We start from the raw sequence: 23440 nt of genomic DNA on the forward strand, positions 1-23440 counted from the left end.
CCGTCGTACGGTCCGCGCCGGGAATTCCCGCGCATCCGGGGGAACGAACGGCGCGGACGGCGCCTCTGGTGGGTGTCGATCCCTACCGCAGGAGGCCTCATGTCCGACCGCACGGCACGACGAGCCGCCGCACCGCTCGCCACGGTGCTCACCGCGGACGCCCTGCTCCACCTCTTCTGGGCGACCGGCTCCACCTGGCCTGCCACCGACGAGAAGAGCCTGTCGCACGCCGTCCTCGGCGTCGAGGCACCGTTCACGCCGCCCGTCCTCCTGCCGCTCGCCGCACTCCTGCTGACGGCGAGCGGCATCGTCGTCGCCCAGTCCGTACGGCCCGGCCGCCTGCTGCGGCTGGGCACCCTCGCCGTGGCGGCCGGACTGTCGCTGCGCGCCCTCGCCGGCGTCCACTGGGTCTTCGCCCAGGACTCCGGGACGGTGTTCCACCGGCTCAACCTCGTGCTGTACACCCCGTTGTGCGCCGTGCTGTGCGTCGCCGCCCTGCACGTCGCCCGGCACCGGCGCCCCGCTGTCGCCGGGTTCGCCGCGCGCGGGGAAGATGCCGTACGTGTCCGATGACGAAACGGCCCGCCTGGTGCGTGCCGCGCAGCGCGGCGACACCCTCGCCATGGCCGGGCTGCTCGACGAACTCGCCCCCTACGTGGCCCGTATCTGCGGTCCCATCGCACTCGACCAGGGACCGGACGCCGCGCAGGAGGCCCTCGTCGCGGTCTTCCGTTCACTGCGCTCCCTGCGGGACCCGGCCGCGCTGCGCGGCTGGGTCCGCTCCATCGCGGTGCGCGAGGCGGTCCGGCTCGCCGGGCGGGCCGGCCGCACGGTGCCGGCCGATCTGAGCACCCTCCCGGCCCGTGGAGACCCCCAACTCGGCGCCGACATCAGGGACGTGCTGGACCGGCTGTCCCCGGAGCACCGGGCCGTGCTCGTCCTGCGCGACGTGGAGGGCCTGGACGAGCGGGCCGCGGCCGACCTGCTCGGCATCCGCGTCGGCACGGTCAAGTCCCGGCTGCACCGGGCGCGCGACACCTTCCGGAAGGCGTGGAGCTCATGACGGAACCCGACAGGACCGAACCCGGGGCGCCCGGACACGTGGCGCGCCCGTCCGGGACGGCCGGCGGATGGCCGGTCGCCGACCTCGACCCGGTGCGGCGGCTGCGGGTCCTCGCCGCCGGTGTCCGGGGCGCACACGTCACCGAGGGCGTCGTGCCGGCCCCGTACGACCGTGTGTGGGCGCTGCTCGACGACCTGGAGGGCGACTTCGGGCGGATCGTCCCCGACATGCGACGGCTGCGCGTCGTGCGGCGCGACGGGCCGCGCGTGGAGGCGCTGGCCCGCAGCAGGTACGGGATGCGGGCCGGGCTGCGCGGGGAGCAACGGCCCGGCTGGTGCTGGCTGCAGAGCCGCTTCCTGCTGATCGGTGTCGCGGCGGCGCCCGAGGGCACCGGGACCCGGGTGGCCTTCACCGGAGGGGTGCGGGTGCCGGGACGCGCGGCGCTGGTGCCGCTCGGCGTGCGACGCGAGGGGGAGCGCAGTCTGCGGCGGCTCACGGGTCTGCTCTGACACGAACGGGAACCGAACAGATCCGGATCGCGTATTCATGGGAAGGGGGGTGGTGCGGGGGTTTCGCGCTGCGCTGCCGTCCGAACGGCCCGCTGTCGTACGGAGGGTGCGGGGCAATCCGAACAAGATCCAGTCAAGGCCTGTGCGGATGTCAGCCACGGCGGGGATACTTGCGGCCGTGCACCCTCGTCCGCGCTCCGTACCACCGGCGCACGGGACGACGGTGACGGAACGGATGACCATGGGGGAGGTCAAGTGACACAGCCGCCGAAGGGCAGCACGGCACCACCGGGGCGGGCCACGCCCACGATGCCCGCGGTCCCGCCGCAGCCCGGGCCTCCCGGCCCGCGGAGCGGCCCCGCCGGCCCGCGGACGGATCCCGCGGCCCCCGCCCGGCGCACGGCCTGGGCGGAGGGCGTCGACCGTCTGCGCGCCGCCGCCACGACCGAGCCGGGCCGGCTGCGGATCATCGGCGCGCTGCTCGCGCTGCTGGTCGTCGCGTTCGGCGCGGTCACCGCCTGGCAGATGACGGAGCGCGCGGCGGCGGCGGACGACGTGCTGCACAGCAGCCAGCCGCTGAGCGCGAGCGCCGCCGACATCTACCGCTCGCTGGCGGACGCGAACACGGCGGCCTCCAGCGGCTTCCTGGCGGGCGGCCAGGAGACGAAGGCCTCCCGCGACCGCTACGAGCTGGACATCAGGACGGCGGCCGCCAAGCTGATCACGGCGGCCAACAGCTCGAAGCCGGGCTCCCCCTCGGCGAAGACCATCACCAAGCTGAACCGTCTGCTGCCCGAGTACAAGGGCCTGATCGAGCGGGCGCGTGCCAACAACCGCCAGGGCTACCCGCTGGGCGGCGCGTACCTGCGCTACGCGAACGACAAGATGCAGCACGAGATGCTGCCCGCCGCCGAGGACCTCTACAAGCGGGAGAACCAGCGGCTCGGTTCCGACTACGCGGACGCCAAGCCGTACCCGTGGGCCGCGATCGGCCTCGGCGTGCTCGCGCTCGGCGGTCTCGTGTGGGCGCAGCGGCGCAACTACCGCCGGACGAACCGTGTGCTGAACCAGGGCATGGTCGCCGCCTCCGCCGCCGCCGCGGTCGTGCTGCTCTGGCTGGTGGTCGGGCACAGCGTCGCGCGGGCCGGGCTCGATGAGTCGTACGACCACGGAGTCCGCTCGCTGAACGTGCTGCACGACGCCCGGATCGCCTCCCTCAAGGCCCGGGGCAACGAGAACCTGACCCTGGTCAGCCGCGGCGCGGAGACCAAGACGCTGGCCGACGGCAAGACGACCGTCGACCTGTACGACTACGACTTCCAGCAGGACATGAAGACGCTCACCAAGGGCCTGGCGAAGGCCGCGGAGCTCTCCGACGACGCGGCGGGCGAGACGCCCGTCAAGGCGGCGACCGCCAACATGAAGGTGTGGAAGTCCCGCCACGCCGACGCCCGCGAGGCCGACAACGGCGGCGACTACCAGGGCGCCCTGGACCTGGTGATCGGCTCCGACAAGGTCAAGCCGACCGGCGAGTGCTTCGACGGCGTGGACAAGAACCTGGAGAAGGCGCTCGACCACGAGCAGACCGAGTTCAAGCAGGCGGCGGGCGACGGACTGGACGCGATGACCGGTCTGCCGGTCGGCGCCGCGGTCCTCGCGGTGCTGGCCGCGGCGGGCGCCGTGCTCGGTATCGGGCGCAGGCTTTCGGAGTACCGGTGAGAGGGGGAGCGGCAATGACGGCACGACGCCTGAGGGCGAGCCTGAAGGGCTGGGGCGGCGTGGGCGCGATGGCCGTCGCCTGCGCGCTCGCCGTGGTCTTCGCCCTGCTGCTGCCCCTGAGCGGCAGCCGTGGGGACGGCAGCACGGGCATCGGCAGCCGGGGCGTGGCCGAGGGCACCCAGGTGAAGGCCGAGGAGTGCACCGACCCGCAGGACCGGAGCCTCGCCCCGTCCGGCGACGAGAGCGGCGACACCATCACCGCCATCAAGAAGCGCGGCTATCTGTCGGTGGGCGTCGACCAGAACAGCTACCGCTGGGGCTACCGCAACCCGAACCGCGGCGGCAGCGACCTGGAGGGCTTCGACATCGACCTCGCGCACCGCATCGCGCGCGAGATCCTCGGTGACGAGAACGCGGTCCGGTTCCACGCCATCCCCACCAACCAGCGCATCCCGGCGATCCAGAGCGGCCAGGTCGACATGGTGGTCCGCACCATGACGATCAACTGCGAGCGCCTGGACCAGGTCGCCTTCTCCGCCCCGTACTTCACGACCGGCCAGCAGGTCCTCGCCCCGCGGACCTCCCCCATCAAGGGGTACGGCAAGACGCTGGCGCACCAGCGGATCTGCACGGCCGCGGGCTCCACGGCGTACGACAAGCTGGACGCGGACAAGAAGGCGGGCAAGCTCGTCTCCTCCGCCGACATCTCCACCACGGTCCCCAACCAGCTCGACTGCCTGGTGCGGCTCCAGCTGGGCGAGGTGGACGCCGTGGTGACCGACGGCGCGCTCGCCGCGAGCCAGGCCGCGCAGGACCCGACGGTCGTGCTGAAGGGCGACACGTTCACGACCGAGTACTACGGCGTGGCGATGAAACTGGGCGCGGACGATCTGGTACGCCGGGTCAACCAGGTCCTGGTGGACTACCGCAAGAGCGGCTGGCGCGCCTCGTACGACAAGTGGCTGTCCGCCACCCTGGGCGAGAACTCGCCGTCGGCGGACCCGCCCGCGGCGAAGTACAAGTAACCGACCTGATACGACTGGAGAGTTACCCGGCGCGGACCACCGGCAACGGCGGGCGCACGGGGACGACGGAGAGCGAGAGGTGATCGATGGGCGTCACGGGACCCCCCGGGCCGGTGATGGACCGGGACGAGGTGGACCGTGCGCTGGCGCGGCTCGGCGCGGAGCACGAGGCCATCGAGACCTCGCTCCTCGCCCTGCAGGACCACGCGGGCCGCAGGCTCCTGGAGGGCGCCGAGCTCACCGGCACCACCAAGGAGCGCTGGACGGCCGCGGACGCGTCGATCACCCTGCTGTGGGCCTACTTCGACGCGTACACGGACGCGCTGCGCTCCGCGCGCGACATCCGCTCCCGCAGACGCTGGTCCAGCCGTGACGACCTGGTCGAACTCACCGAACTGCTGCGCGGCGAGAGCGTCACGGTCGCGGGCAGCGCGACCGCCACGGCGAACGCCCCGACGCTCTCCGCCGGCAAGCTCAGCGAACAGTTCTCGCTGGCCGCGCTCGTGGAGCGGATGAACGAGCTGTACGCGTCCTCCCTCGACATGGTCGTCGCCGCGGACGCCGTCTGGTCCGCGCTGCCCGCCCGCATCGATTTACTGGCCGCGGAACTCCAGCGCACCCGCCAACTCGCGCACTCCGTCGGCGTGCGCCCGGGCGAGCACCCGGCCGGCGACGACCTGGAGCGGATCACCCGCACGCTCACCGCGCTGCGCGAGCGGGTGGTGTCCGACCCGCTGGCCTTCTGGACCCCCGCGCAGGGCAGTTCGGCCCCGGGCGGCGGCCGTCCGGACACCGTGACGTACGACCGCGAGGCGCGCGCCCTGGAGGACGTGCGCCGGGAGATCGACGCGGTGCTCACCGTCCGCCAGGACGCGGAGGCACGGCTCGTGAAGCTGCGGGACACACTCAGCCGCGCGGACCGCACGCTCGCCGAGGCGCGCAGCGCCCGCGGTGAGGTCCTCGCGAAGATCGCCGCGTCGGAGGTCCCGGTGGTCAGCGGTCCGCCGACCGCGCTCCAGGAGCAGCTGGCGACGGCCGCGGAGTACCGCAGACACGCACAGTGGCACCGGCTCTCCCCGCTCCTCGAATCACTGGAGGAGCGGGCCGAGGACGAACTCCTGCGTGCCCGCGAGTCGTTGACCGCGGTCACCGCGCCGCTGGCGGTCCGCGCGGAGCTGCGGGGCCGCCTCGACGCGTACAAGGCCAAGGTGGCACGGCACGGCCTCGCCGAGGACCCGTTCCTCGTCGAGCGGTACGACGCGGCGCGCCGCATGCTGTGGAGCGCGCCCTGCGATCTGCGGGTCGCCGGGGAGGCGGTGCTGCGCTACCAGCGCGCCGCGGCCGACCTGTTGAGTCCGCGCGTGCCTGAGCAGGGCGGCGGACCCGTCGACCGGATCGACGGGGCGGACCGGAGGGGGGAATCGTGAGTCAGCAGGCCCCGGGTGGGCAGCAGAAGTGCCAGCGGCCCGGTTGCTCGGGTTCGTACGAGGACGTGGGCGGCGGAGAGCTGTACTGCGACACGTGCGGCCTGGCGCCGGTGGTGTCGGCGACCGGCATGGTGGGCTCGCCCCCGACCGGGATCACCGCGGGCGGGAAGGGCTCACGCGGCTCCGGCCGGGGGTCCAGCAGCAGTTCACGGGCGAGTTCGCGCAGTTCGTCGCGTTCCTCGCAGTCGCGCCGCTCGGTCTCCGGACGCCTGTCGCGCTCGCTGTCGGGCCGGACGACGGGCCGTTCGGTGTCCGTCCGCAGTTCCGGTTCGACCGCCGGTGCCTCCGGGCGCGGCCGGCTCGGGGCGGGTCTCGTCGAGGTGCCGGACGTGCCGCGGCCCGACCCGCGCGCGATGGTCCAGGAGAACCCCGAGGTCCCCGAGCGCAAGCGGTTCTGCTCGCGCTCCGACTGCGGGGCTCCGGTGGGGCGCGCCCGCGGCGAACGGCCCGGACGCACCGAGGGCTTCTGCACCAAGTGCGGCCACCCGTACTCGTTCGTGCCCAAGCTGCACACGGGCGACATCGTGCACGGCCAGTACGAGGTGGTGGGCTGTCTCGCGCACGGCGGGCTGGGCTGGGTCTACCTCGCCGTCGACCGCGCTGTCTCCGACCGCTGGGTGGTCCTCAAGGGCCTGCTCGACACCGGCGACCAGGACGCGATGGCCGCCGCGATCTCCGAGCGGCGCTTCCTCGCCGAGATCGAGCACGCCAACATCGTGCGGATCTACAACTTCGTCGAGCACCTCGACCAGCGGACGGGTTCGCTGGACGGGTACATCGTCATGGAGTACGTCGGCGGGAAGTCGCTGAAGGAGATCGCCAACGGCCGCCGCACACCGGACGGGAAGCGGGACCCGCTGCCCGTGGAACAGGCCTGCGCCTACGGCATCGAGGCGCTGGAGGCCCTCGGTCACCTGCACAGCCGCAACCTCCTGTACTGCGACTTCAAGGTCGACAACGCGATCCAGACCGAGGACCAGCTGAAGCTGATCGACATGGGCGCGGTGCGCAGGATGGACGACGACGAGTCGGCCATCTACGGCACAGTCGGCTATCAGGCGCCGGAGGTCGCGGAGGTCGGGCCGTCGGTGGCGAGCGACCTCTACACGGTCGCCCGCACCCTCGCGGTGCTCACCTTCGACTTCCAGGGCTACACGAACGTCTTCGTGGACTCCCTGCCGGACCCGGACAACATCGAGGTCTTCCGCCAGTACGAGTCGTTCTACCGGCTCCTCGTCCGGGCCACCGATCCCGACCCGGCCCGCAGGTTCGCGTCCGCGCAGGAGATGTCCGAGCAGCTGACCGGTGTCCTGCGCGAGGTCGTCTCCCTGCAGACGGGCCGGGCACGTCCGGCGCTGTCGACGCTGTTCGGACCCGAACTGAAGGTCACGGACACCGAGTTGTTCGGGAAGCTGGACGGCCAGGTGTCGCGCCTGGGCGCGCGGGCCCTACCCGTACGCGGGAGGAAGGGCGCGGCCCAGCGGCCGGACGGGGCGACCACGGCTCCCGCGCTCCCCCCGACGACGGCGCCGAGCGCGCTCGTCACGCTCGTCCAGGCGGGCGGCACGGCGCTCGCGCTGCCCGTCCCGCTGGTGGACCCGAGCGACCCCAACGCGGGTTTCCTCGCGGGTCTCATGGCGTCCGCCCCGGCGGAGCTGATCACCGCGCTCCAGGCGGCGCCGGCCGGATCGCCCGAGCTCAGGCTGCGCGAGCTGCGGGCCCGCCTCGAAATGGGCGAGCTGACCAGCGCGGGCAAGGCCCTCGACACCCTGGAGGCGGACCATCCCGACGACTGGCGGGTGGTCTGGTACCGCGGTGTCGCGGCGCTGGCCACCGGGGAGTTCGAGATCGCGGCGCTGTCCTTCGACGCGGTCTACGACGCCTTCCCCGGCGAGCCCGCGCCCAAGCTGGCGCTCGGCCTGTGCGCGGAGGTGCTCGGGCAGCTGGACAACGCCGCCGAGTACTACCGGCTGGTGTGGACGACCGACCCCAGCTATGTGAGTTCGGCGTTCGGGCTGGCCCGCGTGCAGCTCGCCGCGGGCGACCGCCGTGCCGCCGTGGCCACCCTGGAGTCCGTGCCGGAGGCGTCCATCCACTACACCGCCGCGCGGGTCGCGGCCGTCCGGGCACGGCTGCGCCAACGGCTGGCCGAGGAGGCGGCGGCAGCGGCGTTCCTGGACGATCTGACCGCGGCGGCGGGCCAGGTCGAGGCGCTCGACGGGTACGGTCTGGACGCGGTCCGACGCGAGCAGTTGTCGACGGAGGTCCTTGGCTGTGCGCTGGACTGGGTACTCTCCGGTAGCCAGGGTTCCGCTCCGGCTCCCGGAGGCGGACGTGTGCTGCTCGGCAGCGCGCTGGACGAGCGCGGTCTCCGCTTCGGACTGGAGCGTTCGTACCGCACGCTGGCCCGGCTCGCGCAGGGCGGCGAGGAGAGGATCGACCTGGTGGAACGTGCGAATCGTTACCGCCCCCGGACGTGGGTGTGATTGATGTCCCAGATGCCCCAGCCGACGGCCCTTTCGCGGTGCCCCGTGTGCGAGGAGCCGCTGGAGGCGGGTGACCGTTTCTGCGGTGCGTGCGGCTACGACCTGTCGGCCGTGTCCGCACCGCCGCAGGACAGCCCGGACGACGCGACGATCACGATGAACGGCACGTCGGCGCGGCCTCCTGCCGCCGCGTCCGTGGAGTGGCCCGTCGCCCCCGAGGTCGACAGCTCCGACATGCCCGCGCCGGTGCACCGGGCCACCGACATCCGCGGCACGGATTCGGGCGGCTCCGAACTCCCGCACCCGCACCCGGACCTGGAGTCCGCGGGGGCGCACGAGCCCGGTCCGGCGCGGCCCGGGGCCGCCCCGGCCTCCGGTGCGCGGCCGCCGGCTCCGCAGTCTCCGACGGCGCCCCCCGCCCCTCAGGGCCCCGGCACTCCGGCGCCGGGGGCGCGGCCGCCCGGCGGCCAGGTGCCGGGCGGACAACTCCCCGGCACGCAGGCACCCGTCGGACAGGTGTCCGGCGGACATCTCCCCGACACCCGGCCACCCGCCCCGGCGGGGGACGCGCCGTCTCCGGCCGGCCGTCCGTCCGGCGGGCAGGCGCCCGGCGCGGAACCGTCCGGGGTGCGCTTCGACCGGCCCTCCGAACCGGACGAGTACCCGCTGGCGCCCCCGGCCGCGGAGGCCCCCGTGGCCGGCAGCGGCCCCGCGGATCCCCGTACCGCCGATCTGGCGAGCCCGCCCGCGGGTACCAAGCTGTGCGTCGCCTGCCGTTCGGGCCGCGTCGACGACGACGGCTACTGCGAGAACTGCGGCCACGCGCAGCCCCGGGAGCGCGACCACATGGAGCAGGAACTCGGCGCGGTCGCGGCGGTCAGTGACCGCGGTCTGCGCCACCACCGCAACGAGGACGCGTTCGCGATCTCGTCCACCGCGCTGCCCGACGGATCGCCCGCGGTCGTCGCGATCGTGTGCGACGGCGTCTCCTCGGCGACCCGTCCGGACGAGGCCTCGCTCGCCGCGTCGAACACGGCCAACGAGGCGCTCCTCGCGGCGCTGCCGCGGGGCACGCATCCGCAGCAGGCGATGCACGACGCGATCGTCGCCGCCGCGGACGCCGTCAACGCGCTGGCCGACGCGTCCACCGCACAGGGCGAGCACGCGCCCCACGTCAACGCCCCCGCGTGCACCCTCGTCGGCGCGGTCGTCACGACCGCCCTGCTGGTCGTCGGCTGGGTCGGCGACAGCCGCGCCTACTGGGTGCCCGTCGACCGTTCCTCGCCGCCGGCCCGGCTCACCGAGGACGACTCGTGGGCCGCCCAGATGGTCGCGGCGGGCCTGATGAACGAGGCGGAGGCGTACGCCGACGAGCGCGCCCACGCCATCACGGGCTGGCTCGGCGCGGACGCCTACGAACTGGAGCCGCACACCGCTTCCTTCAAGCCGGACCGACCGGGTGTAGTGGTGGTGTGCACCGACGGTCTGTGGAACTACGCGGAGGCGGCCGAGGACATGGCCGAGGTCGTACCCCTCGACGCCGCCGAACGGCCGCTGCACAGCGCGCAGGTGCTGGTCGGTCACGCCCTGGACGGCGGGGGCCACGACAACGTAACAGTGGCCGTCCTGCCGTTCCCCGCCCCACCACAGGGGGCAGGATCGGCCTGAGGCCGCGAAACCCGGACCAGCCGGGCCACGGAACCACCGGCCCACGGACCGCAGGTCCGCGGGCCGTGGCACCGCGGGTCCCGGCACCGCGGACCGCGCACAGGGCGACGGCCTCGGACCGGAGGGGACCGGTCCGCATACAGTCATCACCTCCGCCAGCACCGGAGGCCCGAGGGGGACAGAGAAGGCATGGCCAATTTCTCGAAGTCGAACGTGCCGCAGTTCTCGGTCGACGTGTACCAGAACGAGTACCTGCCCGAGGGCGGTCGTGAGGTCAACGCGATCGTCACCGTGAGCGCGACCGGCGGCGGCACCATCGGAAGCGCCGTGGCGGCACCGCATCTCTACTCGCCAGGACAGGGACCGGACGCGGCCGTGGCGATCATGGTCGACTGTTCGGGGTCGATGGACTACCCGCCGACCAAGATGCGCAACGCCCGCGACGCGACGGCCGCCGCGATCGACACGCTGCGCGACGGCGTGCACTTCGCGGTGATCGGCGGCACGCACGTCGCCAAGGAGGTCTATCCCGGCGGCGGGCGGCTCGCCGTCGCCGACGCGGCCAACCGCGAGCAGGCGAAGCAGGCCCTGCGCCGGCTGAGCGCGGGCGGCGGCACGGCCATCGGCACCTGGCTGCGCCTGGCCGACCGGCTGCTGTCCTCCGCGGAGGTCTCCATCCGGCACGGCATCCTGCTCACCGACGGCCGCAACGAACACGAGTCGCCCGAGGACCTGAAGGCCGCGCTGGACTCCTGTGCCGGACGCTTCACGTGTGACGCGCGTGGAGTGGGCACCGACTGGGAGGTCAAGGAGGTCACCGGGATCGCCTCCGCGCTCCTCGGCACCGCCGACATCGTGGCCGACCCCGCCGCCCTGTCCGCCGACTTCACGCAGATGATGGAGACGGCCATGGGCAAGGAGGTCGCGGACGTCGCGCTGCGCCTGTGGACACCGGTCGGGACGCGGATCAAGTTCGTCAAGCAAGTGGCGCCCACGGTCGAGGAACTGACGGAGCGCCGGAGCGAGGCCGGGCCGCGCGCCGGGGACTACCCGACCGGTTCCTGGGGCGACGAGTCGCGCGACTACCACGTGTGCGTGGAGGTCCCGGCGGCCGGGATCGGCCAGGAGATGCTGGCGGCCCGCGTGTCGCTGGTCATCCCGCAGGGCGACGGAAGCGTGCAGAATCTCGGCGCGCAGGGTCTCGTCCGGGCGGTGTGGACGGACGACATGGCCGCCTCGACGTCGATCAACCCGCAGGTGGCGCACTACACAGGACAGGCCGAACTGGCGCAAGTCATCCAACAGGGCCTGGATGCCCGCAAAGCGGGCGATGTGGACGGCGCAACGGCCAAGCTGGGACGTGCCGTTCAGCTCGCCGGCGCCTCCGGAAATGCCGATACTGCGAAACTGCTTGCGAAGGTGGTGGACGTGGTCGATGCCGCGGCAGGTACTGTGCGATTGAAGGCAAAGGTCGAAGAGGCCGACGAGATGACCCTCGAGACACGGTCCACAAAGACTGTTCGTGTAAAGAAGTAGCGAGCCCGGTTCCCGAGGGGAGCCGGAGAAACCCGGCCCCGAGGGCCGGAAAGGAAAGGGGGAAGCGCCGACATGCCGACCTGCCCGAACGGACATCAGTCGGGTTCCGACGACTGGTGCGAGGTCTGCGGTCACCGCATGGCCGGAGCCGTGCCCCCGCCACCTCCCCCGCCGCCGCCCGGCGCCGGGTACGGCTATCCGCCGCCCGGTTCGCCCCCGCCGCCGCCCGGCGCCGGCGGGCGCCCGCATCTGTCCGCCGTGCCCGACCCCGAGCCGGAGCTCTGCCCGCAGTGCCGCACGCCCCGTGAGGGCGCCGCGCCGTTCTGCGAGGAGTGCCGGTGGAACTTCCTGACCAACACCGCCACGTCGTACACGCCGGCGGCGCCGCGTCCGCCGGCCGGCGGCATGGGCGGTCCCGGTGGCCCCGGCGGTCCCGGTGGCATGGGCGGTCCCGGCGGCAACCCCCCGCCGCGGTTCCCGCAGCAGGGCCCCGGCCAGCCGGGCGGTCCCGGTGCCGGCCCCGTTCACGACCCGTTCGAGTACCAGAGTTCGCGGCCCTCGCAGATGAACCGGCCCGCCGAGCCGATCCCGCCCGGCCCGCCCTCCACTCCGTGGGGCGCTGACGGCCCCTCGGGCTTCGGCGGCGACCCCTCGGGCTTCGGCGGCGACCCCTCGCGGCCCGTGCCGCCGCCCCCGGGCCCGACGCCCGGCGGCCCCGGCGCCCCGCAGGCGTACACCCAGCAGCCCGCCTCGCCCTTCACCCAGGGCGGCCCGCCGCAGCCCGGCGGCCCGGCCTTCGGCGGTGACGACGACTGGGTGATCTCCCCGCCCTCGGCGGGCGCGCCCGGCGGCCCTGCCGGTCCCGGCGGTCCGAACGGTCCCGGCGCGGGCCAGGGCGGCTACGGCTACCCGCAGCCCGGCGTGACCCAGGCCCCGCCCGGCCCCGGCTACCAGCAGCAGCCGCTGGCGTGGAGCGTGACGATCGGTCCCGACCGCGAGTACTTCATGGCGATGATGCAGCGCTCGGGCCCCGAGGCCGCGGGGCTGAACCTGCCCGCGTACTCGCCGGAGCAGCAGCGTCCGCTCACCGGCAACCAGATCACGATCGGCCGTCGCCGGCACTCCACCGGCGACACCCCGGACATCGACCTGGCGGTGCCCCCGGAGGACCCGGGCGTCTCGCACCAGCACGCCGTCCTGGTCCAGCAGCCGGACGGGGGCTGGGCGGTCGTCGACCAGAACTCGACGAACGGCACCACGGTCAACGGCGGGGAGGAGCCCATCCAGCCGTTCGTGCCGGTGCCTCTCCAGGACGGCGACCGGGTGCACGTCGGCGCCTGGACGACGATCACGATCCGCCGGGGCTGAGCACCGCCCCACGCGTCCGTACGGGATTCACGGCAGCGGCCAGGTGTGCGGCCCCTCGGGGTCGTCCAGCCAGGCCCGGACGCGCTCTCCGCTGACCGTGATCCCGTACCGCTCCCGCACCGGGTGGCCCTCGCGCTCCCAGAGCGCGTAGGCCTCCTGCGGATCGAGACCGTCCACGGTCAGGGCCAGCAGGAAGCGGAGCAGCTCCTCGTTCCGGGCCCGGGCGGGCAGCCCGCCGACGTGCTCCGGCGCGCGTCCGGGCCGGGTCGCGCCGCGCAGGGGCACGAAATAGGCCGGTGTGTGCAGGAAGCGCCCCTCGGCGTGCCCGGCGTCCCGCACCCGCAGCGCGATCAGACCGGTGGCCAGCGGCGCGAGGATGCGGGCGCCCGGGGTGCACTGGGCCAGCCAGGGGTGCGGGATCGTGGTCAGCGTGCAGGTGGCGATGATCCGGTCGAAGGGGGCGCGCTCGGGGACGCCACGGGCTCCGTCGCCGGTCACGACGAGCGGGTGATGCCCGGCGGCCGCGAGATGCCGGCGCGCGGATTCGGTGATCTCGGCGTCCAGGTCGATCGTGGTCACCCGGTCGTCGCCGAGCCGGTGGGCGAGCAGGGCCGCGTTGTAGCCGGTCCCGGCACCGATCTCCAGGACGGTGTTCCCGTCCCGTACCTCCAGTTCGGTGAGCATGGCCGCCATCAGGGAGGGCTGGCTGCTGGAGGAGACCAGTTCGCCGTCGCGCACGCGGGTGGCCAGCGGGGCGTCGGCGTACGCACCGCGCACCCACCGCTCCCGGCTGCGCGGGTCCGGGTCCTGGCCCCACACGCGCTCGAAGCCCCCGAGGACGCCGACGTAGTAGTACGGCACGAAGAGATGGCGCGGGACCGTCTCGAACGCCTCCCGCCAGACGGGGTCGGCCGCCCAGGCGCCGCTCGCCTCGATCTCGCGCACCATCGCGGCCCGCGCCTGCGCGGCGAGGTCGTCGAGCTCGTGGTCGAGTGCGTGCGCGCCCATGTCTCCACTGTGCTGCCGGACGGGCCGCCGGGCGAGCGACGGACCGGCCGACGACGAGGAGTCCTGAGCGCCGGCGGCGAGGAGTCCTAAGCCTCGAGTCCTCGGTCACCCCGTCTGAGACCATGGACGGGTGAAAGAGATTCGGCGCGGCACGCTTCAGGAGCAGACCTTCTACGAGCAGGTCGGCGGCGAGGAGACCTTCCGGCGCCTGGTGCACCGGTTCTACCAGGGTGTCGCCGAGGACCCGCTGCTGAAGCCCATGTATCCCGAGGAGGACCTGGGCCCGGCGGAGGAGCGGCTCAGGCTGTTCCTGATGCAGTACTGGGGCGGCCCGACCACGTACAGCGAGAACCGCGGCCACCCCCGGCTGCGGATGCGCCACGCCCCCTTCACCGTGGACCAGGCGGCGCACGACGCCTGGCTCAAGCACATGCGGGTCGCCGTCGAGGAGCTCGGCCTCTCCGAGGAGCACGAGACCACGCTGTGGAACTACCTGACGTACGCGGCGGCTTCGATGGTGAACACCGCGGGCTGATCCGCCCGCCCCCGGGTCCGTCGCGCGGCGGCGGACCCGGCGCCGGTTCCGGACGGACACGTACCGGCCCCGCACGGAGGCTGACGCGCGCATTCCGGTCGCCGGACGCCGGATTCCGGTCACAATCCGGTCAAGGCCTGCCTACAAGCGCTTACCCGCGGCCCTGTCCCTCTGCCAGCATCGCCCGAAGGTCCCGGGACGACGACAGAGGGGCCGACGGGGTGACGGGGGCGGGCGGGGGTCCGGGTGACGGGGTTCGTACTACTGCGGGCGAGGGCGCACCGTCTGCTGCTCGCGGCCGCGCTGCTCACCGTCCTGCTGACGACGGCGGTGCTCGCGACCCTCACCGCGTACTCCGGCTCGATCGGCGACGCGTCCCTGCGCCACGCGCTCAAGGACCCCGGGAACGCCGTGAGCACCGCCCTGATCGTCCGGGCCGACGTCCCGGCCGGGGAGCGCGAGGCCGCCGACAGCGCCGTGCGCGCGGGCGCCCGGAAGACCTTCTCCGGGCTGCCGGTCACCCGGCGCACCCTGACGCGCTCGGGCCCGTACGCCCTGCCCCGCTCCCTCCAGACCCCCGCCGCCCGCGCCGGGGACCCGGACCTCACGCACTTCGCCGCCCTCGACCACAGCCAGGTGCGGGTCACCGACGGGCGGCTGCCCGGCGGCACGGGCGGCCCGATCGTCGAGGTCGCCCTGCCCGTGGCCGCCGCCGACCGCCTCGGCCTGAAGCCCAGCTCCCGCCTCACCCTCGTCGACCGGCTCGGCGGCCCCAAGGTCCACGTCCGCGTCACCGGCCTCTACAAGCCCGTCCGCCCCACCGCCCCGTACTGGCAGTTGGACGCGCTGCGCGGCCGGGGGATCAACAAGGTCGACTTCACGACGTACGGGCCGCTGCTCACCGATCCCGCGGTCCTCTCCGGGGGCCGGGTGAGCGCCGGTGAGACCGCGTGGCTGACGTCCGCCGACTTCTCCACGCTGACGCCCGGCGGGATCGGCGCGCTGCGCGAGGCCGCCCGCGAGGGCCAGCGGAAGCTGCGCAAGGACCCGGCCCTGACCGGGGCGACGGCCGTGTCGACCTCGCTGCCCGAGGTCCTGGACAGCGTCGAGCGCTCGCTGCTCGTCTCGCGTTCGACACTCCTGATCGTCGCGTCGCAACTGGCCCTGCTCGCCGGATACGCGCTGCTGCTCGTCGCCCGGCTGCTGAGCGCCGAACGAGTGGGCGAGACCGAGGTGTTGCGGGCGCGCGGCGCCTCGCGCGCCCGTGTCGGAACGCTCGCCGCGCTGGAGGCGCTGCTCCTCGCCCTGCCCGCCGCGCTCTGCGCGCCCCTCCTCGCCGGACCGCTGACCCGCCTGCTCGCCGGGCAGGGCGCGCTGGCGCGGATCGGGCTGCGCCTCGACACCTCGCAGGGGCTCGGCGCGGTGTGGCTGGTCGCGGCGGGCGTGGCGCTGGGCTGCGCGCTCGCGGTGACCGTGCCGGCACTGACGGCGGGCGACAGCGACAGAGGCCGGGCGCGCACGCTGCCCGCGCCGGTGCGCGCGGGCGCGGACGTCGGGCTGCTGGCGATCGCCGGCGTCGCGTACTGGCAGCTGGACCGGCAGACGTCCGGCGCCGTCAGCGGCGACACCTCGGGCACCCTCGGCGTCGATCCCCTGCTCGTCTCCGCCCCCGCCCTCGCCCTGCTCGCCGGGACCGTCCTCACGCTGCGGCTGCTGCCGCCGGTGGCGCGGCTCGCGGAACACCGGGCCGCGAGCGGCCGGGGACTGCCCACGGCACTCGCGGGCTGGCAGCTCAGCCGCCGCCCGATGCGCGGCGCCGGACCGGTCCTGCTGCTCGTGCTCGCCGTAGCCATGGGCATGCTCGCCATCGGCCAGGGCGCGTCCTGGAACCGCTCGCAGGACGACCAGGCGGACTTCCGGGCCGGTACGTCGGTCCGTGTCCTCGCGGGCGACGAGGACGCGCTCGGCCAGGCCGAGGCGTACGCGACCCTGCCCCGCGTACAACAGGCCGCTCCCGCCGTCCGCACCACGCTTCCGCTGTCGGGCAGCCGTACCGCGACGGTGCTCGCCCTCGACACGGCGCACGCGGCGGACGGTGTGCTGCTGCGCCGGGACCTGGCCGACCGGCCGGTGCGCCCGCTGCTCGCGGGACTCGGGCCGAAGGGAGCCTCCAGAGGGACGCCGGTCCCCAAGGGCAGCGAACGGCTCGGCATGACCGTACGTCTGAGCAGCAGGGGCGGCACGACGGCCGCGGACCTGTCGGTCACCCTGGAGGACCGCTACGGAACGCCCCACTCGCTGCGGATCGGCCGGCTCCCCTCCGACGGGCGGGCGCACCCGCTCTCCCTCGACCTTCCGCGGAGCACCGCGCCCCTGCTGCTCACCGGACTCCAGCTGGACATGACCCAGCCCACCGACACCGCGCAGCAACACCGCTTCGCTGTCGAGGCGTTGAACGCGACCGGCGCCGACGGCAAGGAGCGCGCACTGCCGCTGCCCACCGACTGGAAGACGGCGTCGGGGACCACCAGCACCGCGGCGTCCCCCGACGAGGCGACCCGCCCCACTCCCCCGCGTGTGGACAAGGCGTCGAAGCGGTCGTTCTCCGTCCGCTACGGCACCGGCTACCTCCCGCTCCAACTCGCCTGGCAGATCACCTCGGTGACGATCCGCATGCAGGTGGTGCAGCCGAAGGCGCCGGAGATCACGGCAGTCGCGACGGACCGCTTCCTCACCTCGTCGGGCGCCCGGACCGGTGAGCGGGTGGACGTGCCGTTCGCCGGCCGCACGGTGCCGGTGCGGATCGTGGACAGCGTCCGCGCGCTGCCGACGACGGACACCCCGCCGGACGGCACGGCGGCCGGGGCGACGATCCGGGCCGCGGAGAACGGCGGTGCGCTGATCATCGATCTCCGGTCGGTGAACCGGGTGCTGCAGGCGCGCTACGGGCAGAGCGTCCCGCCCAGTGAGTGGTGGCTGCGGACCGCGCCCGGCGACTCGGCACGGGTCGCCGCGGAGCTGCGGGAGCGGCCCGGCATCGAGCCGTCGCAGGTCGTCGTCCGCGACGAGATCGCGGACCGGTTGCGCGACGACCCGTTCGGGGCGGGCCCCGAGGCCGCGTTCGCCGCGGCGGCCGTGGTGGCCGCCGCCCTCGCGGCGGTCGGGTTCGCGGTGAGCACCGCCGGGTCGCTGCGGGAGCGCGGAGCCGAGTTCGCGGTGCTGCGGGCGCTGGGCGCGCCGCGCCGCCAGCTGGCCCGGCTGATCGCCGTCGAGCAGGGCGTCCTGGTGACCCTGGCGCTGGTGGTGGGCGTGGCCCTGGGCGCGGTGCTGGCACGGGCCGTGGTGCCGCTGATCGTGCTGACGTCCCAGGCGACCCGGCCGACCCCCGAGGTCCTGGTCCAGCTCCCGCTCCCGCACGTGGCGTTGCTGCTGGCCGCCGTGGCGGTGACCCCGCTGGCGATCACGGCTTTCCTTTCGCTGCACCGCCCTGACCCGGCGACTTCACTGCGACGGCAGGGTGGTGAGTGACATGACCGGCCCCACGGACGAGACGAGCGGCGCGGGCGGCCCGGGCGACTCGGGCGGCGCCGACGCCGCCGCGAGCACCGGCGTCGCGACGGTGGTGGCCCCGTGGGTCCGCACCCGGCTGCGCGCCGCCCCCGGCGTGGCGGTCGCCCTGGCCCTGCTCGTCGCGCTGACCGCGTGTCTGGCCGCCGCGTTCCCGCGGGCGGTCGACCGCTACGAGGACGCGGGCCTGCGCCGGCTGCTCGACGACGCCACCGCCCGGCGGACCACCGTGCAGGTGTACGCCCCGCAGCCCGGCGTCGAACTCCCGCAGGAGGAAAGGGAAGAGGCCCTGCGCGGTGCCGCCCTGCGCGCCGCGAACAAGAAGGTGCTCGGCGCCGTCGAGCGGCCCCTCGTGCCCGACCGCGCCCAGTCCTCGTACGGGGTCCGCACCGCCAACCCCGGCGCCGCGCTGGACCCCTGGCTGCCCCGGCCCACCGGGCTGCCCGCCCGGATGTCGCTCACCGCGCAGAACGGTCTCGCCGACCATGCCAGGCTGCGCGAGGGCCGCCTTCCGCGCGTGCGGGGCGCCGTGACCGCCGCGACGCCCGAGGTGGAGGCGGCCGTCACGACCGCCACGGCCAGGACGCTGGGGATCAAGGTGGGTTCGGTGATCCACCTGCCCGGCGTGGAGCGCGAGCCGCTGGCCGTACGGGTCACCGGGATCGTCGAACCGCGCGAGCCCGACGGCGCGTACTGGTCGGCGATGCCCGTGCTGCGCAAGCCCTCCCTGATGCAGCTGGCCACCCCGGCCGGCGTGCCGAACCGGTACTGGCTGGGCGCGCTGTTGCTGCCGCCGGACGCGGCGCCCGCCCTGCTCGGCACGGCGGGGAAGCCCGAGCGCTACTGGCAGCTGGCGCCCGACACCACGTCGCTGACCGCGCACGAGGTGGACCGGCTGTCCTCCGCGATCGCCGCGCTGGAGTCGGGGCCGGGACTCGGGCGAGTGCGCGAGAAGGTCGACCCGCTGGCGGACGTGGCCACGGACCTGGACGACGTCCTGACGTCGTTCGTCCGGCTGCGGTCCGGCATCGGCCCGCTGGTGGCCGTGGCCGCCTTCGGCGCCGGCACGGTCGCGGCCGTCGTGCTGCTGATGGCGGGCGGCCTCGCCGTCGACCGGCGCCGCGCCGAACTGGCCCTGCTGCGCGCCCGCGGCGGCTCCCTGCGCGGCGTCGCGGGACGGCTGCTGGCCGAGACGGCCGTCGTCGCGGTGCCCGCGGGCGCGCTCGGCCTCGCGGTGGCACTGCTCGCCGTGCCCGAGGACCGCGTCGCCCACGCGGTCGCCGCCGCCGTCGCCGTGACCGCCCTTGCCTGCGCCACCCTGCCCGTACGGGCAGCGTTCGCCCACCGCGCCGTACGCATCCACGGCGGCCGCGAGGACCTCGCGTCGGTGCGTCCCTCACGCCGTCGCACGGTCGCGGAACTCACACTGCTGGTGCTGGCGTCGGGTGCCGTCGCCGCACTGCGGCGCCGCGGCGCGTCCGGCGATCAGCTGGTCGCGCTGGCGCCGGTCCTGGTGGGCGTCATCGCGGCGCTGGTCCTGGTCCGGCTCTACCCGCTGCCGCTGCGCCGGCTGGCCCGGCCCGCCGGGCGGCTGCGGGGCGCCGTCGCCCACCTCTCGCTGGCCCGCGCGGGACGCACCTCCGCCTCCACCGTGCTGCCTCTCCTCGCCCTGCTCACCGCCCTCACCACCGCCGCGTTCGGCGGCTCGGTCCTCGCGGGCGTCCACGACGCCCGCGACCGCGCCGCGCTCCTGGTCACCGGTGCGGACGCCCGCATCGAGGCGACCCACCCGCTCCCGGCCGCCCTGCCGGGGCAGGTCCGGCGGGCGTCCGGCGTGCGCGAGGTCACACCGGTGAGCATCGCCTACGAGGCGCAGGTGGGCGACGGCTCCGGAACCGAGCAGGAAGTGGTGGCTCTGGTGGGTGTCGAGCCGGGGGCGTACGGGCGGCTGGCCCGGCGCGTCGGCCTCGGGGGCTTCTCCGGCACGGAGTTGGCCGCCCCCGCCGCGCGCGGCTCCTCGGGGACCACCGCGGGCGCGGAGAAACAGGTGCTTCCCGCGCTCGCCTCACCCGCCGTCGCCGGCCGGTACGGCACGCGTCCGTTCGCGGTGCGGCTGGAGGACGGCAGCCAGGTGACCGTGCGGATCACCGCCGTACGGGACCAGACCCCGGCCGTCTCCGACCTCGACTTCCTGGTGGTGGACCGCGCGGGTCTGCCCGCCCGCCCCGCCCGGCCGACCGCGCTGCTCGTGACAGGCGGCCACCTCGACAGAGGTGCCCTGCGCGACGCGGCGGGCACCGGTGTGGAAGTGCGGCTGCGGGCCGAGGTGCGGGACGGGTACGTGGACTCGCCGTTGCAGACCGGCGCGGAGCGGATCTACACGGCCGCGGTCGCCGCGGGCGCCGGGTACGCCGTGCTGGCACTGCTGCTGGCCCTCCTGCGTGCCGCGCCCGAACGGACCGCGCTCCTCGCCCGCCTGCGCACCATGGGGCTCACCCGTGCCCAGGGCCGCCGTCTGCTCGTGCTGGAGGCCCTGCCCCAGGCTCTGCTGGCCGCGGCGGGCGGCGCGCTCACCGGCTGGGCGGCGATCCGTCTGCTGTCCCCCGGCATCGACCTGACGGCGATCGCGCTCGCCACGCCCGACTCCTCGTCGGGGGGCGCCCGGCTGCGCACCGACGCCGTCTCGCTGATCCTGCCGTCCCTGACCGTCCTGGCCCTGGCGACGGGCATCGCGGCGGCGCAGGCGTGGTGGTCGGGTCGACGTGGGTCGGTCCGGGAACTGCGGGCGGGGGACTCGCGATGATCCCCTCGACCCCGGGCACGGCCCCGGCACACACCTCGGTCCGCCCGGTCCTGTGCCGTGCGTCCCGCCGGGCGGGACAGGACACGAGCGAGGTGGGCCGCCCGGCCCGGCAGGTCACCCGCCCCGGAGGCCACCCGGCCCGAGAGGCCGGTCGTCCTGGCAGCCGCCCGGCCCGGCAGGAACCTGCCGCAGGAAGCGGCCCCGCCCGGCAGGCGGCCGGCTCAGGAAACCCCCCGGCCCGGCACGGCCCTTCGGCTCGTACGGCCGTGCGCCCGGGCCCGTACTCGACCAGTGTCCCCGTGACCCCCGCCGGAGGCAGGCGATGACCACCACCGATCCCACCTTCGCCGATCTCGCCGACCGTGCCACGGCGCGCCGGGACCGTCCCGCCTACGGCCACGACGCCCTGATCACCTGTGACCGGCTGGTCCGGATCTTCTCCACGGACGGCGTGGAGGTCCAGGCGCTCCAGGGGCTCGACCTGCTGGTCCGCGAGGGCGAGTTGATGGCGCTGGTGGGCGCGTCGGGCAGCGGCAAGTCGACGCTGATGAACATCCTGGCCGGCCTGGACACCCCCACCGCGGGCGCCGCGCGCGTCGCGGGACGCGACCTGCTGACGATGGGGTCGAAGGACCGGCTGCGCTACCGCAGGGAGGTCGTCGGGTTCGTCTGGCAGCAGACGTCCCGCAACCTCCTCCCCTATCTGACCGCGGCCCAGAACGTCGCCCTGCCGATGCAGCTGTCCGGCGCCGCCCGAGGAGGCCGCCGCACCCGCCGCGCCCAGTCCGAACGCGCTCTGGAGCTGCTGGAGCTGCTGGGGATCGCCGACTGCCGCAACCGCCGCCCGCACCAGATGTCGGGCGGCCAGCAGCAGCGCGTCGCCATCGCCGTGGCGCTGGCGAACGCCCCCGCCGTACTGCTCGCCGACGAGCCCACCGGCGAACTCGACTCCCACACCGCCGAGCAGATCTTCGCCGCGTTCCGCACGGCGAACGAACACCTCGGCACCACCATCGTGATCGTCACCCACGACCAGGCGGTCGCCGGCGAGGTCCGCCGCACGGTCGCGATCCGCGACGGCCGCACCTCCACCGAGGTGCTGCGCCGCACCGAGGTCGACGCCGCGACCGGTCAGGAGGCGGTGGTGGCCCGCGAGTACGCGATGCTCGACCGGGCGGGCCGTCTCCAGCTCCCCGCCGAGTACACCGAGACGCTGGGCATGCGGGACCGCGTGGCACTGGAACTGGAGCCGGACCACATCGGCGTCTGGCCGGACGACAGCACGCCCGGCTGAGAAGCCCGCGAAGGCGGTGCGGTGCGCGCGGTGGGCGCACGGCGCCCACGGAGGTGGTCCGGTGCAGTGCGCGCGGTCGGCGCACGGCGCCCGCGAAGGTGGTCCGGTGCGGTGCGCGCGGTCGGCGCACGGCGCCCGCGGAGGTGGTCCGGTGCGGTGCGCGCGGTCGGCGCACGGAGCCCGCGGAGGCGGTCCGGTGCGGTGCGCGCGGTCAGCGGACGCTGACGTCCAGCGCGCCGAGTCCCGCCCGGCGGACCGCGATCGACCCGTACGGCGTGCGCAGCCGCAGCCACGCGCCCGACGAGTACAGCCCGAGCGGGCTCTCCCCGGCCGCGGCCCCGGACTCCGTCCCGGGCCGCGCGGGTCGCAGGAATCCCAGTGACTGAGCCGCGTGCGCGGCCCGTACCGGAAGAGCGGTGTCGCCGATCGGCCGGGACCAGATCTCCCGCCCGATCCGGTCGAGTTCGGCGCGCGTGCGCCGCTCGGGCGCCAACTCCTGCGTACGGGACCGGAATTCGGCCACCGCACCGGCGACCATGGCACGCACGGCGTCCGCGGCGGGCAGTCCCGGCTCGGGCGTCCAGCCGCCGCGCGGCGGCAGCACCCCGGCCCACGGCGGCCCGGTGACGGCGGCCGGCACCGTGGCGGTGGCCGCCGACTCGTCGACGGACTCCAGGAGTTCACCGGCCGAGACGGTCACGTCCAGGGTGAGGTCGAGCCCGTTCTCGTACGGCTTGGCGAGGCGTGCCGTACGGACGGCGAGGACCTCGAACGACGGTGGCCGGCCGAAGACCGCGAGCGTGGTGCCGTGTGCCTGAAGGCGCACGGCCGCCGCGCGGTCGTAGTGGACCAGCCGGGAGAGGAAGGCGGCGAGGTCCGCCGCCTCCCCCGCGTCGACGAGGTGCAGGACAGTCATGCCGCGACGGCCTCGCCGTCCTCGTCGAGCTGTCCGTCCTCGGCGGCCCCGGCGCCCTTACCGCCCTCGTCGTCCCGGTACTCCTCCAGGAACTCACGTTCCTCGGCGGTGATGCGACGCGGGCGCTGGGCCTCGAAGTCGAACGGCACGACCACGGTCGCGGCGCGGACGTAGAGCTGCTCCGCGTCCTTGACCTCGTACGTGATCGTGAACGCCGCCGCCCTTATCTCCGTGATCCACAGCTCGATGTCCACCGGCTCGCGCCGGTGGACGAGCTGTCGCTTGTAGTCGATCTCGTGGCGCGCCACCACGGACCCCTGCTTGAACTGCTTGTCCGGGCGGGTCAGGAAGTCGATACGTGCTTCCTCCAGGTAGCGGAGGAAGACCGCGTTGTTGACGTGGCCGTACGCGTCCATGTCCGCCCAGCGCAGCGGGCAGCGGTAGATGTGCCGCAAG

Annotated in this window: 17 protein-coding genes; 14 read left to right on the forward strand and 3 right to left on the reverse strand. The window is 74.7% G+C overall.

Features of this window, described 5'->3' with window-relative positions; genetic code table 11:
* Positions 1-99 precede the first annotated feature (99 nt).
* From ACSYGO_RS18590 to ACSYGO_RS18635, 10 genes are all read left to right on the forward strand, one after another.
* Positions 100-573, forward strand: a complete 474-nt coding sequence (locus ACSYGO_RS18590; RefSeq protein WP_426681179.1) for a DUF3995 domain-containing protein — start codon at positions 100-102, stop codon at positions 571-573.
* Positions 554-1063 carry an RNA polymerase sigma factor gene (locus ACSYGO_RS18595; protein ID WP_460387090.1) on the forward strand — a complete coding sequence of 170 codons (510 nt, stop codon included), beginning with the start codon at positions 554-556 and terminating at the stop codon, positions 1061-1063. Before ACSYGO_RS18590 ends, ACSYGO_RS18595 begins: the two co-directional genes overlap by 20 nt.
* Positions 1060-1572, forward strand: coding sequence for a hypothetical protein (locus ACSYGO_RS18600; RefSeq protein ID WP_432174956.1), 513 nt, complete (start codon positions 1060-1062; stop codon positions 1570-1572). The genes ACSYGO_RS18595 and ACSYGO_RS18600 overlap by 4 nt, the downstream gene beginning before the upstream one ends.
* A 255-nt stretch (positions 1573-1827) precedes the next feature.
* Positions 1828-3291, forward strand: coding sequence for a hypothetical protein (locus ACSYGO_RS18605; RefSeq protein WP_426681176.1), 1464 nt, complete (start codon positions 1828-1830; stop codon positions 3289-3291).
* 14 nt (positions 3292-3305) lie between these two features.
* Positions 3306-4316 (forward strand): glutamate ABC transporter substrate-binding protein, encoded by a 1011-nt coding sequence (locus ACSYGO_RS18610; RefSeq protein WP_426681175.1) that lies wholly within the window; start codon positions 3306-3308, stop codon positions 4314-4316.
* 86 nt (positions 4317-4402) lie between these two features.
* Positions 4403-5743, forward strand: coding sequence for a coiled-coil domain-containing protein (locus tag ACSYGO_RS18615; protein WP_460387091.1), 1341 nt, complete (start codon positions 4403-4405; stop codon positions 5741-5743).
* Positions 5740-8289: a serine/threonine-protein kinase gene (locus ACSYGO_RS18620; protein WP_460387092.1), complete on the forward strand. Its 2550-nt coding sequence runs from the start codon at positions 5740-5742 to the stop codon at positions 8287-8289. The genes ACSYGO_RS18615 and ACSYGO_RS18620 overlap by 4 nt, the downstream gene beginning before the upstream one ends.
* A gap of 3 nt (positions 8290-8292) precedes the next feature.
* On the forward strand, positions 8293-9957 hold the full coding sequence (locus ACSYGO_RS18625) for a PP2C family serine/threonine-protein phosphatase (protein ID WP_460387093.1): 1665 nt from the start codon (positions 8293-8295) through the stop codon (positions 9955-9957).
* Positions 9958-10146: 189 nt separating this feature from the next.
* Positions 10147-11493 (forward strand): vWA domain-containing protein, encoded by a 1347-nt coding sequence (locus ACSYGO_RS18630; RefSeq protein WP_426681171.1) that lies wholly within the window; start codon positions 10147-10149, stop codon positions 11491-11493.
* A gap of 72 nt (positions 11494-11565) precedes the next feature.
* Positions 11566-12861, forward strand: coding sequence for an FHA domain-containing protein (locus ACSYGO_RS18635; protein ID WP_460387094.1), 1296 nt, complete (start codon positions 11566-11568; stop codon positions 12859-12861).
* Between the two features lie 27 nt (positions 12862-12888).
* Here the strand turns inward: ACSYGO_RS18635 and ACSYGO_RS18640 are convergent, their stop codons facing one another.
* Positions 12889-13869: a methyltransferase domain-containing protein gene (locus ACSYGO_RS18640; protein ID WP_426681169.1), complete on the reverse strand. Its 981-nt coding sequence runs from the start codon at positions 13867-13869 to the stop codon at positions 12889-12891.
* 130 nt (positions 13870-13999) lie between these two features.
* Here ACSYGO_RS18640 and ACSYGO_RS18645 point away from each other — a divergent pair, with 130 nt between their 5' ends.
* The 4 genes from ACSYGO_RS18645 (at position 14000) to ACSYGO_RS18660 (ending at position 22068) form a co-directional block, all read left to right on the forward strand.
* Complete coding sequence (locus tag ACSYGO_RS18645; RefSeq protein WP_426681168.1) at positions 14000-14404, forward strand: globin; 405 nt, start codon at positions 14000-14002, stop codon at positions 14402-14404.
* A gap of 246 nt (positions 14405-14650) precedes the next feature.
* A complete protein-coding gene (locus ACSYGO_RS18650; protein ID WP_460387095.1) occupies positions 14651-17932 on the forward strand; it encodes an FtsX-like permease family protein in 3282 nt (1093 codons plus the stop codon).
* 1 nt (position 17933) lies between these two features.
* A complete protein-coding gene (locus ACSYGO_RS18655) occupies positions 17934-20774 on the forward strand; it encodes an FtsX-like permease family protein (RefSeq protein ID WP_460387096.1) in 2841 nt (946 codons plus the stop codon).
* 322 nt (positions 20775-21096) lie between these two features.
* Entirely contained in the window at positions 21097-22068 is a 972-nt protein-coding gene (locus ACSYGO_RS18660) for an ABC transporter ATP-binding protein (RefSeq protein ID WP_426681165.1), read from the forward strand.
* A gap of 211 nt (positions 22069-22279) precedes the next feature.
* Here ACSYGO_RS18660 and ACSYGO_RS18665 read toward each other — a convergent pair whose 3' ends face one another.
* Positions 22280-22984 carry a hypothetical protein gene (locus tag ACSYGO_RS18665; protein ID WP_426681164.1) on the reverse strand — a complete coding sequence of 235 codons (705 nt, stop codon included), beginning with the start codon at positions 22982-22984 and terminating at the stop codon, positions 22280-22282.
* A complete protein-coding gene (locus ACSYGO_RS18670) occupies positions 22981-23439 on the reverse strand; it encodes an acyl-CoA thioesterase (protein ID WP_426681163.1) in 459 nt (152 codons plus the stop codon). Before ACSYGO_RS18670 ends, ACSYGO_RS18665 begins: the two co-directional genes overlap by 4 nt.
* Between the last annotated feature and the right edge of the window lies 1 nt (position 23440).

The sequence above is a fragment of the Streptomyces krungchingensis genome (assembly GCF_054729265.1).